Source organism: [Clostridium] aminophilum, assembly GCF_900101295.1.
Classification (GTDB): Bacteria; Bacillota; Clostridia; order Lachnospirales; family Lachnospiraceae; genus Clostridium_R; species Clostridium_R aminophilum_A.
Genome location: NZ_FOIL01000017.1, coordinates 1 through 15,403, shown reverse-complemented (window position 1 = coordinate 15,403; position 15,403 = coordinate 1). Strand labels below are relative to the sequence as shown.

Here is a 15,403-nt window from a genome sequence, read left to right as displayed (position 1 = left end):
CAGCGCAAATGCACCTTTTCCCATTTCACCCCGGCTGCGCTGCCTCTGCCCGGCTCTCGTTACTCCTGTGCGTTCAGGTATGCGTTCAGCTCTTCCGCCGTCTCCAGGGCGACGGCCTTGTACTCCGCATTTCCGAGTCCCACCGCTTTCGCGGTCTTCTTGACAAATCCGGTCAGCGCCTTGCCCGGTCCGATCTCGACAAACTCCCGCGCGCCGTCTTCCATCATCTTACGCAGGGTATTCTCCATCAGAACCCCGGACTGCACCTGGCGCTCCAGAAGATCCGGGATCCGGTCTTCCGGCGCTTTCACACCGCCGAGGCAGTTGAAGTAAACCGGAATTTTCATCTCGCCGAAGGTCATGGTCCGGAAAAGAGCCGCCAGTTCATCGCCGGCCGGCTTCATGTAGGACGTGTGGAACGGACCGGAAACATTTAACGGAATCAGGCGCTTTGCACCCTTGTCCTTCGCGATCTGCCCCGCCAGATCCACCGCGGATTTCTCTCCGCCGATGACGAGCTGGCCCGGACAGTTGTAGTTGCAGATCGTGACTATGGCGTCATTTTTCTCTGCTCTCACCTGTTCCTGCGCTTTCCGGCAGCACGCATCCAGTTCCGGCACTTCCATGCCGAGAACCGCGGTCATACCGCAGTCGATGCCTTCCGCCGCCTTTGTCATGGCTTTTCCGCGGAAATTTACGGTCTTGACACAGTCTGCCGCACCGAATACCCCGGCTTCTTCCAGCGCGGAATACTCGCCAAGAGAAAGGCCCGCCGTCATATCCGGCGTCTTCCCCGCCGCGCGGAGAACCGCATTGACGGATACGGCAAATGCCGCCATCGCCGGCTGTGTATACCGGGTCTGGCTGATCACGCCATCCGGATCCTCAAAACAAATCTTTGCAAGATCGAAATCCACCGCTCCGCAGACTTCGTCAAAAGTCCTCCTGAATTCCGGAAATGTCTCATAGAGATCTTTTCCCATTCCTGCATGCTGGCTTCCCTGGCCGGCATATAAAAAAGCTGTCTTCATATCCTTCTGTTCCTCTTTATCCGTTTCGACGAATACGCCGCACTATCGGTAAACCGGTATCACATTCAGGGCTCTTCGTCGTATATTGCCTGTTCCGGAATCTCCCCGCAGGTATGCCATGATCCGCTGACTCTCCGTCCCTGAAACATCTTCAGGCGAATTCGGTTCCCTCGCAGATTGCCGCGAAAATCTCTGCCGCAGGACGGATCATTTTTACCTGTCCGCAGGTCTGACCCGCCATCAGACTTCCGTTCTTCGTATCGCCGTCGAAAACCGCTTTCCGGAGACTTCCCAGCGTGAACTTCTCCAGTTCTTCCAGTGGAGCTCCCTGTTTTTCCAGTTTCACATATTCGCGGCTCATCCGGTTTTTGATAACGCGAACCGGCGCTCCGGCGCTTCGTCCGGTCACGATGGTATCGCTTCCCTTTGCCTTGACTACCGCATTCTTGTACTCTTCATGGATCGGGCATTCCTCACTTCCGAGAAGAACGGTTCCGATCTGCGCGCCGCAGGCCCCGAGGGTGAGAACTGCCTTCATCTGACGGCTGTCCGCGATTCCGCCGGCCGCGATGACCGGAATGGATACCTCGTCAACCGTCTGCGGAAGAAGCGTCATCGTCGTCATTTCCCCGATATGTCCGCCGCTCTCACAGCCCTCCGCGATCACCGCGTCGGCGCCGAGGCTCTCCAGATGCTTCGCAAGGATTGGTGCCGCCACAACCGGAATCACGAAGACGCCCGCCGCTTTCAGCTGATCCATGTATTTTCCCGGATTTCCCGCACCGGTGGTCACAACCGGTACGTGTTCCCGGCATACCACCTCGACAAACGCATCGGCCAGAGGATGCATCAGCATGATATTTACGCCGAACGGCTTATCCGTGCGCTTTCTGCACTCCGCGATCTCCCGTTCCAGCTCCTCGGCCGACCGGAGTCCGCCGCAGGCGATCACACCGAGAGCTCCACCCTCGGAACACGCTGCCGCAAATGCTCCCGTTGCGATATTTGCCATACCTCCCTGAATCAGAGGATACTTGATTCCGAGGATCTCATTTAAATACTTCATTTTGACGCTCCTATTTTTAACTGTCCGTTTTTCTCACTTCACCGTGATCAGAACGCCGGCCCAGGTCAGCCCCGCGCCGAATCCGACCAGAAGAAGGGAATCTCCCGGTTTTACGGCATTTCCGCACATTGCCTCATCGAGGGCAAGGGCCACGGAAGCCGCTCCGGTGTTGCCGTAGTGATCCATGTTCTTAAAGAATTTCGTCTCCGGAGCTTTTAACTTCCGGATGCAGAAATCAACGATCCGCTCATTGGCCTGATGGCAGATGACCTGGTCAATGTCGTCCATCGTCCGTCCGCTCTTTGTCAGAAGGATATCCACGCACTTGGTCAGCGCGCCGGTTGCAAAGCGGAATACCGCTTTGCCGTCCATCTGAATCTTCGCCGGAACCGGTCCCGGTCCCTCGCAGGAGATCTCATCGCCGCCCCTTGCGCCGAGCATCGACGCGTACGGAACATCCTCCGCCAGTTCCACAACCGCTGCGCCCGCACCGTCTCCAAAGAGGACGCAGGTGGTACGGTCCGTGAAATCCAGCATCTTGGACAGATGCTCCGCGCCGACTACCAGCGCATAGCGCGGCCTGTCCGCCGCCTCTTCTTCGGACTGCATCGCCAGAAATCCTCTCGCGGTCTCCAGCGCATAGATAAAACCGGTGCAGGCTGCATTGACATCCAGCACCGGTATGGTCTCCGGCATATCCAGCGCCCGCTGAATCTGGCAGGCCACGTTCGGCGCGACATGATCCGGCGATGTTGTCGCACAGATCAGCGCAGAGATATCGTCCGGACCGAGACCGGAACGCTCCATCGCCTCTTTCGCCGCCTGAATGGCAAGAGTGGAGGTCGTCTCCCCCTCACCGCAGAGATACCGGGAATGGATCCCGGTTCTCGGATAGATCCAATCGTCGCTTGTATCCACGATCTTTGCGAGATCGTCATTGGTCACCGCCTTCGCCGGTCTGGCACTGCCGGTTGATATGATCCTAAGACCCTTCATATTACTGAACCATCCTGTTTCTTTCTTATTGTTCGGTTACATCGCGCGGAATTTCTTCTGGCGTTCCTCGATCAGTACCCGGGAGGAAAGTTCCTCCAGTTCTTTCAGATTCTTCTCGATTGCCTCATCCAGCGCCGCATACACCAGCAGAGGGTTTACCTGCGCGCCGCCGGCCGGTTCCGCCACGATCTCATCGGCCACGCCCGCTTCTTTCAGGTCAGCCGCCGTCATCTTCATCAGTGCGGCCGCCTCGGCATGTCTCGACGAATCCTTCCACAGAATGCTCGCAAAACCTTCCGGGCTGAGGATCGAATAGACCGCATTTTCCAGCATCAGAATCCGGTTCGCCACGCTGATCGCCAGCGCGCCGCCGGAGTTTCCCTCTCCGGTGACAACCGTGATCACCGGCACGCGAAGCCGGCTCATGGCCGCAAGGTTCCGGGCGATCGCCTCACCCTGACCGTGTTCCTCCGCATCCACGCCCGGATAAGCACCCGGGGTATCGACAAAAGTAATGATCGGGCGGCCGAATTTATCCGCCTGTTCCATCATCCGGAGAGCTTTCCGATATCCTTCCGGTTTCGGCATGCCGAAATTCCGGGAGATATTTTCCTTCATCGTGCGGCCCTTCCGGTGTCCGAGCACCGTCACCGGCCGGCCGTGGAAACGGGCGATTCCGCCGAAAATACTCTGATCATCCCCGTAGAGATGATCGCCCTTCTGCTCGAAAAAGTCCGTGAACAGCGCGTCAATGAAGTCGTCAATATGCGGTCTCGCGCCCAGACGTGCAAGGAAAACCTTGTCCTCCGGGGAAAGGTTCCGCGCCTGACTGAGCAGATAGTTTCTGCGCTCGCCGAGCTGCGCGATTCTCATATCCGTTCTTCTGCTGTTCTCCGGCTCTCTGCGGATCCGAAGCTTCTCGATCTCCGCATCAATCTCATCCGTCTGTCTCAGTATTTCCTTAATCAACTAACTACCCTCCGCGATGCATTCTCCATCGAATCGACATGCAGTTTCAGGATATCCGCCAAAGTCTGCTTCATATCCTTTCTCGGAACGATCCGGTCGACAAATCCATGCTTTTCCAGATATTCCGCGCGCTGAAAGCCCGCCGGAAGCTCTACGCCCAGTGTCTGGCGGATAACTCTCGGACCGGCAAAACCGATCAGAGCGCCTTCCTCTGCCAGCGTGATGTCTCCGAGACTGGCAAAGCTCGCCGTTACGCCGCCGGTGGTCGGGTGAGTCAGATAACTGATGTAGAGGCCGCCGGACGCCGAAAACTCGGCGATGGCCGCACTGGTCTTTGCCATCTGCATCAGGCTGTAGATGCCCTCCTGCATTCTGGCGCCGCCGCTGGCGGAAAAAATAATCAGCGGAAGATGTTCTCTGGTGGCGCGCTCGATCGCACGCGTTACCTTCTCACCGACGGTATGGCTCATGCTTCCCATAAAGAAGCGGCTGTCCAGAACCACTGCAACGGTATGAATCCCGTCGATCAGACCGTCGCCGCTGATAACCGCCTCTTTCAGGCCGGTCTTCTTCTCCGTCTCCGCCGCTTTTGCGCCGTATCCGCTGAAATGCAGCGGATCGGTCACGGTCAGATCCTGATCAAACTCACGGAAAGTGCCCTCATCAAAAATAAGTGACAGTCTGTAATAACCGCCGATCGATCGAAGCTTCCCGCAGTTCGGGCAAGCGTAGTAATGATTTCTCCATTCGACTTTCGAAAACTTCTTTCCGCAGCTTTTGCAGACAACCTGTTTCTCCTCATCGGAAAATGCGCCCTGATCCTTTACGGTATCTCTGTCCGCGCGCATCTGGAGCCGCATATCATTCAGTGTACTTTTTATTCTCTCTGTGAGTGCACTCATGAAACCGCCTTCTCTCAGCCCTTCTTCACACGGTCCAGAATGTCCTGAACGGTGTGAATGTTCTCCAGTTCCTCATCCGCGATCTTTACGCCGGTCTCGTCCTCGATTGCCATCTGAAGCTCAACAACGCTCAGGGAATCCGCCTCAAGATCCTCTCTCAGATCTGCCTCCGGTGTAACCTTGTCCTCATCACAGTCCAGTGTGTCAACGATCAGTGTCTTTAATGCCTCGAAATCCATAGTAGTATTCTCCTTTTCTTCTCTTTCGTCTTTTGACGGTTTCTTTCGTTCCTGCCGTGAAGCGGCCGCAATGTAATCTGCGGCCCTTTTCGGCCTTCCTTTTTGTCCGTCCGAGTTTACTTCACGAAATTTAGTTAAATAATTTTAGTTAAATTATTCGTATGTCATATTACTCAGAATGCTCCCCAATGTCAAGAAAAAAAGAGACCGGTGCATTCACAGGCCGGTTTGCCGCCGTCTTTTTTGCAGCACAAAGGAGACCGGACAACCGCTGTCTCGCGGCTGTCCGGTCTCCCGTCAGCTTTTATGGTTATTCTCTTATAATCTTTTATTATGAAGACACGCTTGTGCTTTCTCTGACCGTCCCGGCCATACCGGCTGATCCCGTCCGGTCATCGCATCAGAATACGATGCTGATGTTGGAATATTTCGCGTCCGACATAATGCCGGAGGTCATATCGAGGTAACGGCTGTCCCGGTTCATCAGATCATAGCTGCATACATCATAGTGATGCCATGCACCGTTCTCGTATACTGCGGACCATGCATGTCTGCTGGTGTATACGAATCTTGTCTGAAGGTGTGTCGGATTCGCAGCTGTGTAATCCACGGTTCCTGTCTCCGGATTCACCGGCACATAGGATACCATCGAATTGAAAGCGTATGCATAGGTGGCACATAAGCCGGTTCCCAATGTAAAGCAGGAAAGCGCGGACTGATATGCGCGGCCCAGAGCTTTATTGGAATTAGCGGAATAATCATATGTCATGCGGTCCGCAACCCAATCGGCACAGATCGGAATGATCCGGTCGGACGGGGTTCCCTGCGGAACAATCACTGCCATGTTCGCTGCCAGCCATTCATCGGTCTGATTCTGGATGGACTCCAGCATGTTGAGATTCTGACCGTCGATCATCACGCTTCCGTCTCCGCCGCTGTATACGGTTTCCATCGTCGTCATACCGACCGCCGGGCAGGCACTGTTGAGAACCTTCTCCGCCTGATAATAATTCTGCGCGAGATCTTTCGTCTTGTCTACATTGAAAGCGTATTTGCCATTGCAGGAAGAAACGATTCCGGCATCGAGAACACCGGCGAACGAAGAAAAGCCAATGGATAATGTCATCGAAACTGCAAGTCCGAGTCCCATGATCATCTTTGATAATCTCATTGTTTTTCCTCCTTTCCTTCGTTTTTTGATGCTGAAATCTTCTGCTTTCTTCTGTATCATGTAACAATATCGTACAATAATCCAAAAATCCAAGAAAGAAATTGCGGCCAAAAAACAGGTGTGTTCTTTCAATATTGTGTTCGTTTTATTCTCTCATAATATGAATTTGAATATCTGTTCATTTTTTGACCATATTATTAAGTTTTTTTGCTTTCCATTACCGGTTCCTCCCTTTTTTGATCATGCGCAAAGAGCTATTTTTAAAAATATGATTTTTATATTTTCTCTGCCGGCCTTTCCGTGCATTCTTTCACCGTTTTTTCTGCTGCATTCTTTCGCAGCTGAGCGCCGTATTCCGAGGTGATTCGCAACGATTGCATTTTTGATACTCTATTTCAAGGATATACGGGCTGCGATTGGCAGCATGATGACCGGACAGACGGATTCTCTTGTAAAGCAGCTGATTTGATAAAAAGACTTTTGACTGGTTAAAATGGCGAGAGGGATCTAAGAAAGGAACATTAGTATTTGTTAGGGGGAATCTCACATTAAGCAGAAAAAAGGACCACTACCATGAACAGTCCCGAATTGTTAGAACAGAAATCTAACGATTAGAGGTCAGCACATAGTAGTGGTCCTTTGTTATATATACTATTTAGAGAACTAGCTTGTCCGTCCTGAGGCGCAGTGGCTCAATTTGTGTAATACGAATACAATTCAGTAGCAGGGAGCTTTGGAGTGTTCATGATAATCTGCGCGGCTGTCTGAAGCATAGCAGCATCTTTTCCCTCGTACGACGCGATTACCCTGGAGGTAAAGTCATCCGCAGTGATATCGGTCAGTAGCCAAATGCCCTCAAGAGTGTCAAGAATACACCATTCTTCCTCTGATGATGAGAGATCAATGCCATTTGCAGCCAATGCATCATTCATCTGATCCTGATAGATGTTTCCACATGTTAAGGAGCCATCAGCAGTATAGCCCGTAAAATCACCGTGTTCGTTAACGTTTGATGTAAACGTGACGATCGTCGGATAAATACCGGCCATTGAAATCATTGGTGTTGCAGCAAAGACTCCCATTGCGGTGCATACTGCGGCCGCGAGTTTAACTTTTCCATGAATCGTTTTAAATAATTTCATTTTTCCTCCTCGAGATCTGTCAGATCTCAATTTACGTGTGCTTGGTTCTGAGAGTATGTTACCACTCTGAATTACTCTATTTTTCAGGTAATGTTATCATTATTAAAGACGCTTCTACTAGGTTGATTCCAGAAAAAGAGCGTTCCTGGATATTTTAACATGTCTTTAAAATAAAAGATAGTATTTGGTTGCATTGGCATACAATATCAATAAGCTCCATTTTAAGATTCAAGACAATCGGACCGGAACCTTTTTGACAGAAATGCCGCGAAGTGCATAATTTTTAGCAGATCAAAACCGAATCATTTCTTTCCGATCCTTCCGATTCTTTATACGGAATGTACGGATACTTTTCTGTCTTATTCTTTCAGCATCGCTGCCACACGGTCCGGGAAGTTGCCGATGATCGTTGTGACACCGGCCTCGATCATTTTACGGATATCCTCTTCCTCGTTGACGGTCCAGCAGTTGATGTCCACACCCTTCTCACGGATTTCCTTTGTCAGCTCCGGTGTGCAGTTGGTAAATCTCGGATGATAGCACTCAAAGCCGTTCTCTCTGACATACTTTCCGGCATCCAGAATCCAGCAGTCGGTCAGAAGTCCGCAGCGAATCTCCGGGCAGAGCTCCTTCATGCGCTTAACGCTGTAATGGTTGAAGGAAGAGATGATAATGCGGTCCACCATATCAAATTCCCGGATCAGGTCGTAAACTTTCTTTTCGATTCCCGGATACTCAAAGATTCCGGTCTTCAGTTCAATATTGGTAACCAGCTTTGTCGGCTTTAACAGTTCCAGATACTCGCGGAGCGTCATGATGTGCTGCGGCTCCACTTCACCGGCAAACTTATAGGAGAGATCCGCTTTCCTCAGTTCCTCCAGCGTATAGTCCTTAACAAAACCGGTCATATTCAGGCAGGTACGGTCAAGGAGTTCGTCATGAATGATAACGACTTCGCCGTCCTTTGTCAGATGCACGTCATTCTCAATGCCGTCGCATCCCGGCAGCGCAATCGCTTTCTCAAATGCAATTTTCGTGTTCTCCGGATACTTTCCGGAAAAACCTCTGTGTGCAAAGTTCTTTACCATGGTAAACTTCCTTTCTTTCCGCAGCATTCCGCCGCGGATCTTTCATCTCGCAATACCCCGATTTTATCATCATCGGGCTGCAGAAACAAGGCAAAATCCACTATTGTCCCGAAAGCTTTCCACAGTTGTTTGTGTATTTTCCACATTTAGCGTCCGAGCGCGCTCAGCAGAATCGGTGCCAGGTTCGCCATGGCGTGGCAGATAAATGCCCCGAAAAAATTCCCACTGAAGTCCATCGCTGCTGCCGCCGCAAATCCGATGAGGGCGGCATACAGCCCCTGTACCGGATCGCCGTGCACCGCGCCGAACACTGCCGCCGAGATCAACGCTGCCATTCCGAACCCCATCTTCTGACGAAGATGGCGGAACAGCCGATCCCGGAAGACCAGCTCCTCCGCAAGGGGAACCAGAATGACAATGACCAGAATTTTCGCCGCCAGCGGCGCATCCAAAAGTGCTGCGCCCCGCGCATTCCATCCGGAGGACAATGCCGCAAGCCCCGTCACCGCAAACAGCTGGTTCAGAATCTCCGCAAGGCTGAATCCGCCTCCGCCGCACATGATCATGTCGTGCGGGGACATTTTCTCCCGGTCCTTCGGTCTCCGGATCAGAAGGATCAGTGCCGTAAGGACCGCCGCCGATCCCGTCAGAATGATTCTCGGGACATCCTCCCCGCCGAAGAATGCGGATGAAACGGTCTTTCCCGCAATCTCCGCACCTTCCGTTATGATCTCAAATAAAACTACCGGCCATAACAGTCGGATCAGATATTTCATCCTGTCGTTCATCCGTCTACTCCATTCTTTTTACAGATATCCGCCAGCGGGCAAATGCCGCAGTGCGGTTTCGTTCTCGCCGTACAGACGGCTCTCCCGTGCTCGACCAGCCGGTGGCAGAACACATTGCTCTCCTCCGGCGGAATAATCTTCCACAGCGCCATCTCCACTTTTTTCGGCTCTTTCACATTTTCCACGAGGCCGATCCGGTTGGCAAGCCGGATGCAGTGGGTGTCGGTGACGATCGCCGGCTGTCCGAACACGTCTCCCATCACCAGATTCGCGCTCTTTCGTCCGACTCCCGGGAGCTTCAAAAGCTCGTCAAACCGGTCCGGCACTTTTCCTCCGTATACGTCGCGGAGCATCCTCATGCAGGCGCTGATATCCCTCGCTTTTGACCGACCGAGTCCGCACGGATGCACGATCTCTTCGATCGCATCCACATCCGCTTCCGCCAGCGCATTCACATCCGGGAATTTTTCGTAGAGTTTCTGCACCACGACATTGACCCGCGCGTCGGTACACTGTGCCGCAAGCCGGACACTCACCAGCAGTTTCCAAGCGTCATCATAGTCGAGAGTGCAGTCCGCATCCGGATATGCCGCTTTCAGCCGCTCGATCACGCCGAGCGCAAGTGTCTTCTTCTCCGTTTTTTCTGAGTTCGCATTCATGTTCGTTCCGGTCTGATCGGTCATCGCTCTCTCCTTCCGCCGGGCCAGTCATCGCCGATAATATGGTTCCTGTTTACTCCGGATCCGGTGAGTTCCTCTTTTCCGGGTCTCCCATCGTATCCCCTGCCGCATCGTCCTTCGATGCCGCCTTCTTTCCGGTTGTCTTCCGCGGTTTGCGTATTTTTCTTTTTCGCTGCAGTTTCTTTACCGATTCGATGTTTTTTTTGCTCACCATCTCCTGCGGAGATTCTGTTTCCGCAGGTGCCGCTTCCGGCGTTCCGTCAGTTCCGCCCGCAAAAACTTCTTTCTTGTATTCTTCCGGTGTCTCCGGAGCTTCCTCGCTCTCCGCGATTTTCCCGGACGCCGCGCTCTTCACTGCCGCCGCGGCCTTCGCTTCTGCCGCTTTCTCCGGAACAGTCTCCGCATCGTTCACGCTGTTCTGCTCGCGTTCCTCTTCCTCTGACGCCTCCTGTTTCACGCGGACATAGATCACCGTGAGGATTGCATTATGCGGGTTCTGTGCCGAGCGGATCTCCAGAGAATCGAATTTCTCGATAAAGGGACGGAGTTTCGCACAGCCGTAGTTTCGCGGATCGAAACCCGGAACACGTTTCGGAAGATTGTCCCCGAGTTCCGACAGATCGACCCAGCCGTCGTCTCCGGCAAAATTGTCGATGATCGAGATGACTTCTTTCTCCATCTCGTCCAGATCCGGGATATTTCCCTTCTCTTCGTTTTCTGCCGCGACGCCGGACGGAAGAATCTCATTCTCCGCGTTTTCCGCTGTCTCAGCCGTCTCCGCCAACGCCGGACCCGCGGCAGCTGTTTTCTGCACACGGCTCTTCTTCGCGTTCTGCTTCTTCTTTGCCGTATTCTTCTTGGTCTCCTGCCGGTACAGGATATCCAGGAACTTAAATGTCTCACAGGCCGCAACCAGTGCCGGCGGTGTCTTCTGCTCTCCCATGCCGACAACGGTCATTCCGGACTCACGCAGCCGCAGCACCAGCTTTGTAAAGTCGCTGTCGCTGGTCACGATGCAGAATCCGTCCACATTTCCCGAATACAGAATGTCCATCGCGTCGATGATCAGCGCGGAGTCGGAGGCATTTTTCCCGTGGGTATAATTATATTGAAAAACCGGAGTGATGGCGTATTCCTGAAGATTCTTCATCCAGTTCTTAACGCTCGGAATCTGAAAATCGCCGTAAAGCCGCTTATAGGTCACGATGCCGTAGTTGCTGGCCTCATCCAGAATCAGCTTGATATACCGCGCGGAGACATTCTCCGCATCGATCAATACCGCAATTTTCCGTTCTCTTCTCTCATCAATGATCATGTTATCCGTCCTCTGATCCCTTCTCCGCCGCCCGTTTTCCGGTCCGGCCTTTCAGGGATTTCTTTCTTGGCTTTCGGTATCCCTTTCATCATAACAGATTGACGGCCTCCTGTCACACATTCCGCCGGAGAGTCCCTCTGACGATGACGCCGGCTGCCGTGCCGGCTCTGCCGGATAAGGATGCCGTCGCAAAATGCTGTCTTTCATCACAGAAGGCGCAGCAAAAGCAAACGCCTCTGCTGCGCCATGTTCTTTTGATCATCTTAACTTACGTTTTCACGGCAGCTGCGCCGCTGTCGATGTTCCGCCGCTGACGGAACTGCATCGCGTTCAGACCTTCGCCGCTGTCGGATATAAGCACCTTAAGCCGCCGGTCCGGTTGCCCCCGTCGAAGAGGTCGCTCCGGACGGTCTGGACGAGCCGGCTGCTCCGGTCCACACGCCGTCCGCGTTGACATAATTGTTGTCCGGTGTCTTCGTGTTGGTCAGCATATGACCGTCGCCTCTGTCCATATAATACCACAGGCCGGAGGTCGGGGACTGAATCCATCCCGTCTTCATATCGCCGTTGACCGGATCGAGGTAGAACCAGAGGCCGGAGAACGGAGACTGGAACCATCCGGTTCTCATGTATCCGTTGGATCCGAAGAAATACCATTTGCCGTCGATCAGCTGCCAGTTGTTGGAGGTCCAGCTTCCGTCGGCATTCCGATACCACCAGCCGGCGTTGTCTCTTACCCAGGTCGCATAATACGTCGGACTGCCGCCGCCATTGTTCTTCTTGTTTACCGCTGCCTCCGAGCTGGAGACATAGTGGCTTCCGGACTTGCTCCACTTTCCGTGGGATGTGCCGCGCATACCGCGAACCCAGAAGCGGTAGGATGTGCTCTCAGTCATATACGGCGCAAAGTCATACTCATCCGCGGTATCTTCCACGGTCTTGATCAGCGTGTCATTGCGGTAGAGGCGGATCTCATACTCATCCGCGTCGGAAGATGCTTCCCAGGTCGCAACCGTGCGATTGCTGCTGTTATCGCTGTTGCTCTCCCACTTGAGACCGCTCACCTCCAGATCGAGATCGCTTCCCTCGCTCTCATAAGACTGATCTTCCAGTGCCGCCATGGTAACCACGATCGTGGCGGATGCCTTCTCCTTGTTGGAAACCGTAATTCCCTTGACTTCGACGCCGTTGATCGTGATATCGTCCTTGCTCAGCTTTTTCAGGGTGTAATCCTTATCCGTTCTGCGGATCTTGATCTCCACCTTCGGCTTGTCTTTTGCCTTCCAGTCGCCGGACGGCTTATTGGTCACTTTGATCGACTTGACCTCGATGAAATCCGGATCCACGTCGCCGTCCACCGCGATCTGGCTGTCAGCGTCCGATCCCTTATCTCCTTCGGAGATCGAGCATTCCAGATCAATGGTAATGCTTCCGACCTCTTCCAGATCATCATCGGTCTTTGCAAGCGATGTCATCGGCATCGCCGTCAGCATACAGGCAGCAACGAACGGAATAATCATTCCGGATAACCATTTTTTCATCTATATTACCTCTCTGTTCTCTGCAAAGATTTTTCCTGCATCCGGACAGTATGTTTACCATCCTTATTCATTATAACGCACTTTATACAAAAACATCTTAAGAAATCACAACCAATTTCCTACAAAACCGGACCGGTGCTGTCAGTCTTCTTACATTTTCTTCCGGTTCCGCGCAGCAATCCCGCCGCGAAATCCGAATAAACTTTACGCATTTTCCCTTGCGCGTTCTCTCGCTGCCTTTGTGAGATCCTTCACCACCTCACCGCCGATGATCAGACCGGCCACGGACGGGACAAATGCCGTCGATCCCGGAGCAATCTTCTTCACCGCCCGGTTCGGCTTCCCGGTCCCGGCCTTCGTTCCGCAGTCATCCGTTTTCGCGCGCCCGGAATCCATTGCATCAGAAATCGCCAGTTCACAGGAACCGCTGTTCTCCGGTATGCCGGAATTCTTCTCCCCGTCCTGTTCTCCGTCCACATCCGCCGGCATTCCCGGGATCGGCGTCAGCGGCTCCTCCTTCGAATACACGACCTTCAGCTTCCGGACTCCCCGTTTTTTCAGTTCCCTCCGCATTACGCGGGCAAGCGGATCAATGCTGGTCTCGTAGATATCCGCCACCTCGAATCTGGTCGGATCCAGCTTATTGCCGGCACCCATACAGCTGATGACCGGAACACCGCACCGCTCCGCCTCCATGATGATCGAAAGCTTTGCCGTCACAGTGTCGACGGCATCCACGACATAGGAATACTGTGAAAAATCAAATTCATCTTTGTTTTCCGGAAGATAAAACTTCTTGTATGCATTGACCCGGCAGTCCGGATTGATCGCAAGTATCCGCTCTTTCATCACAGAAACCTTGTCTTTTCCCACCGTCCGGAGCGTCGCATGAATCTGCCGGTTCAGATTCGACAGCGCTACCTCATCGCTGTCAATCAGATCGATGGCACCGACGCCGCAACGCGCGCAGGCCTCGGCGACAAAGGAACCGACGCCGCCGACGCCGAAAATTGCCACATGGGCTTTCTCCAGAAGGTCCATCGCCTCCCGTCCGAATAGCAGTCCTGTTCTGGAAAACTGATCTTTCATTTTCTTCTCCCTCTTCTGTGCTGTTTCTGTCCGTTCATTGTATCAGTTCTGTCCGCAAAGTCAAGAATGACGCCATTTTTAAAAATTCTACCTTTTTTGTTGGTTTTATCTGTTTCAGCCCGCTCACATTGACAGGGATATGATTTCATTTTATGATAACGGTGTATGAAACCATACATTATTCCTCAATTTTGAGGATAATCGCAGTGTTTTTCATCGGCATTGCAACGGATATACCTGAAAGGGGGACTTAAAGCATGAATAATCTGAAAGCGTATGTCGCCGAATTCATCGGCACACTGGTTCTGGTTGTCTTCGGCTGCGGAACCGCTGCAACCATCGGCACTTCCTCCGAAGCCGGCACCGGCTATCTTCTGACCGCGCTGGCATTCGGTCTGGTCATCGTCGCGATGGCTTATTCCATGGGCAATATTTCCGGCTGTCATATCAACCCGGCGGTTTCACTGGCAATGACCGTTGCCGGCCGCATGGATATCGTTGATTTTGCCGGATATGTCGTTGCACAGTTTCTCGGCGCAACCGTCGGAGCAGGCATTCTCGTCGCCATCGTCGGCACCGATTCCGGCCTTGCGGCAAACAGCCTCTATAACGGAAGCTTCCTCGCATCCTTCCTGATCGAACTGATCCTGACATTCGTCTTCGTTCTGGCGGTTCTCGGTGTGACCTCACGATCGGAATTTTCCGCCGTTGCCGGCCTTGTCATCGGACTTTCTCTTACGCTCGTCCATATCTTCGGCATCGCATACACAGGCACTTCGGTAAACCCGGCCAGAAGTTTCGGTCCGGCACTCTTTGCGGGCGGCGATGCGCTGAAAGCCCTGCCGTGTTTCATGATCGCACCGCTTCTCGGCGGCGCCCTGGCCGGTGTTTGCTGGCTCTTTTTGGATGACGAGCGCTGACTCCGGAATAATGCCATTGTCCCGGCATCTTTTACAATGATTTTTTAGCTTTTTCCATCTTCTTAACAGTGTTATCCCGATGGAGCGGGAAGCGGTCCTGCTCCGTCATACGAACAAAGTCCGCAAGCGGACTTCGGCTCCCCATCACCTCAGGACTGAGGGGAGCCCCGCGGACTTTGCGCGCCGCCGCTGGTCACCGTTAGGTGACAGCTTCCTTACAGCGGCGTGCGCATCCTCGCGGAGCGTTTTTGTTTCATAGGGAATTTCGGAGAAATTTCCTATGAAACGCAAACGAGGGATCGGCGGAATTCATCCCGCCAGTCCCTCTTTTATCATTTTCTTCGCAGACCGTTCTCCCGCCGTGCATACCTTACCGGAAGCAGCGTCGGTCGGAATCATACTCAAATCCGGCTCCCCGCATCATCGAGAGAAGTTCTTTCTTATTGACATCCTTTTCCGCACAGTA

Annotated in this window: 15 protein-coding genes; 1 reads left to right on the top strand and 14 read right to left on the bottom strand. The window is 53.0% G+C overall.

Annotated elements, in window-relative coordinates; translation table 11 throughout:
- Positions 1-59: 59 nt before the first annotated feature.
- The 14 genes from fabD to BMW41_RS06055 all read right to left on the bottom strand — a co-directional run bounded on the left by fabD (position 60) and on the right by BMW41_RS06055 (position 14,017).
- Positions 60-1,031: an ACP S-malonyltransferase gene (gene fabD, locus BMW41_RS06120; protein ID WP_074649320.1), complete on the bottom strand. Its 972-nt coding sequence runs from the start codon at positions 1,029-1,031 to the stop codon at positions 60-62.
- Between the two features lie 151 nt (positions 1,032-1,182).
- Positions 1,183-2,097 (bottom strand): nitronate monooxygenase, encoded by a 915-nt coding sequence (locus BMW41_RS06115; protein WP_074649319.1) that lies wholly within the window; start codon positions 2,095-2,097, stop codon positions 1,183-1,185.
- A 33-nt stretch (positions 2,098-2,130) separates the two neighbouring features.
- Positions 2,131-3,093, bottom strand: coding sequence for a beta-ketoacyl-ACP synthase III (locus BMW41_RS06110; RefSeq protein ID WP_074649318.1), 963 nt, complete (start codon positions 3,091-3,093; stop codon positions 2,131-2,133).
- A 36-nt stretch (positions 3,094-3,129) separates the two neighbouring features.
- A complete protein-coding gene (locus BMW41_RS06105) occupies positions 3,130-4,062 on the bottom strand; it encodes an acetyl-CoA carboxylase carboxyltransferase subunit alpha (RefSeq protein WP_074649317.1) in 933 nt (310 codons plus the stop codon).
- Positions 4,059-4,964 (bottom strand): acetyl-CoA carboxylase, carboxyltransferase subunit beta, encoded by a 906-nt coding sequence (gene accD, locus BMW41_RS06100; RefSeq protein WP_074649316.1) that lies wholly within the window; start codon positions 4,962-4,964, stop codon positions 4,059-4,061. The genes BMW41_RS06105 and accD overlap by 4 nt, the downstream gene beginning before the upstream one ends.
- Positions 4,965-4,978: 14 nt before the next feature.
- Positions 4,979-5,203: an acyl carrier protein gene (locus BMW41_RS06095; RefSeq protein WP_031471306.1), complete on the bottom strand. Its 225-nt coding sequence runs from the start codon at positions 5,201-5,203 to the stop codon at positions 4,979-4,981.
- 400 nt (positions 5,204-5,603) lie between these two features.
- On the bottom strand, positions 5,604-6,374 hold the full coding sequence (locus BMW41_RS06090; RefSeq protein WP_074649315.1) for a transglutaminase-like domain-containing protein: 771 nt from the start codon (positions 6,372-6,374) through the stop codon (positions 5,604-5,606).
- A gap of 692 nt (positions 6,375-7,066) precedes the next feature.
- Positions 7,067-7,516: a hypothetical protein gene (locus BMW41_RS06085; protein ID WP_074649314.1), complete on the bottom strand. Its 450-nt coding sequence runs from the start codon at positions 7,514-7,516 to the stop codon at positions 7,067-7,069.
- Between the two features lie 359 nt (positions 7,517-7,875).
- Complete coding sequence (locus BMW41_RS06080) at positions 7,876-8,604, bottom strand: glycerophosphodiester phosphodiesterase (RefSeq protein WP_074649313.1); 729 nt, start codon at positions 8,602-8,604, stop codon at positions 7,876-7,878.
- Positions 8,605-8,750: 146 nt separating this feature from the next.
- On the bottom strand, positions 8,751-9,392 hold the full coding sequence (locus BMW41_RS06075) for a CPBP family intramembrane glutamic endopeptidase (protein ID WP_074649312.1): 642 nt from the start codon (positions 9,390-9,392) through the stop codon (positions 8,751-8,753).
- A complete protein-coding gene (locus BMW41_RS06070) occupies positions 9,389-10,075 on the bottom strand; it encodes an endonuclease III domain-containing protein (protein WP_330386942.1) in 687 nt (228 codons plus the stop codon). The genes BMW41_RS06075 and BMW41_RS06070 overlap by 4 nt, the downstream gene beginning before the upstream one ends.
- 49 nt (positions 10,076-10,124) lie before the next feature.
- The gene (locus BMW41_RS06065; protein WP_074649311.1) at positions 10,125-11,387 is read right to left on the bottom strand and encodes an NYN domain-containing protein; all 1,263 of its coding nucleotides are present in this window, start codon (positions 11,385-11,387) and stop codon (positions 10,125-10,127) included.
- Between the two features lie 362 nt (positions 11,388-11,749).
- Positions 11,750-12,928: an N-acetylmuramoyl-L-alanine amidase family protein gene (locus BMW41_RS06060; protein ID WP_074649310.1), complete on the bottom strand. Its 1,179-nt coding sequence runs from the start codon at positions 12,926-12,928 to the stop codon at positions 11,750-11,752.
- A gap of 204 nt (positions 12,929-13,132) precedes the next feature.
- Positions 13,133-14,017 carry a tRNA threonylcarbamoyladenosine dehydratase gene (locus tag BMW41_RS06055; protein ID WP_074649309.1) on the bottom strand — a complete coding sequence of 295 codons (885 nt, stop codon included), beginning with the start codon at positions 14,015-14,017 and terminating at the stop codon, positions 13,133-13,135.
- A gap of 257 nt (positions 14,018-14,274) precedes the next feature.
- Here BMW41_RS06055 and BMW41_RS06045 point away from each other — a divergent pair, with 257 nt between their 5' ends.
- Positions 14,275-14,937 carry an aquaporin gene (locus BMW41_RS06045; RefSeq protein ID WP_330386941.1) on the top strand — a complete coding sequence of 221 codons (663 nt, stop codon included), beginning with the start codon at positions 14,275-14,277 and terminating at the stop codon, positions 14,935-14,937.
- Positions 14,938-15,403: the final 466 nt, after the last annotated feature.

Coding starts and splice junctions, on each gene's coding strand:
- BMW41_RS06085 (WP_074649314.1), bottom strand. CDS start 7,516: ATGAAATTATTTAAAACGATTCATGGAAAAGTTAAACTCGCGGCCGCA.
- BMW41_RS06095 (WP_031471306.1), bottom strand. CDS start 5,203: ATGGATTTCGAGGCATTAAAGACACTGATCGTTGACACACTGGACTGT.
- BMW41_RS06045 (WP_330386941.1), top strand. CDS start 14,275: ATGAATAATCTGAAAGCGTATGTCGCCGAATTCATCGGCACACTGGTT.
- accD (WP_074649316.1), bottom strand. CDS start 4,964: ATGAGTGCACTCACAGAGAGAATAAAAAGTACACTGAATGATATGCGG.
- fabD (WP_074649320.1), bottom strand. CDS start 1,031: ATGAAGACAGCTTTTTTATATGCCGGCCAGGGAAGCCAGCATGCAGGA.
- BMW41_RS06110 (WP_074649318.1), bottom strand. CDS start 3,093: ATGAAGGGTCTTAGGATCATATCAACCGGCAGTGCCAGACCGGCGAAG.
- BMW41_RS06115 (WP_074649319.1), bottom strand. CDS start 2,097: ATGAAGTATTTAAATGAGATCCTCGGAATCAAGTATCCTCTGATTCAG.
- BMW41_RS06090 (WP_074649315.1), bottom strand. CDS start 6,374: ATGAGATTATCAAAGATGATCATGGGACTCGGACTTGCAGTTTCGATG.
- BMW41_RS06075 (WP_074649312.1), bottom strand. CDS start 9,392: ATGAACGACAGGATGAAATATCTGATCCGACTGTTATGGCCGGTAGTT.
- BMW41_RS06055 (WP_074649309.1), bottom strand. CDS start 14,017: ATGAAAGATCAGTTTTCCAGAACAGGACTGCTATTCGGACGGGAGGCG.
- BMW41_RS06065 (WP_074649311.1), bottom strand. CDS start 11,387: ATGATCATTGATGAGAGAAGAGAACGGAAAATTGCGGTATTGATCGAT.
- BMW41_RS06080 (WP_074649313.1), bottom strand. CDS start 8,604: ATGGTAAAGAACTTTGCACACAGAGGTTTTTCCGGAAAGTATCCGGAG.
- BMW41_RS06070 (WP_330386942.1), bottom strand. CDS start 10,075: ATGACCGATCAGACCGGAACGAACATGAATGCGAACTCAGAAAAAACG.
- BMW41_RS06060 (WP_074649310.1), bottom strand. CDS start 12,928: ATGAAAAAATGGTTATCCGGAATGATTATTCCGTTCGTTGCTGCCTGT.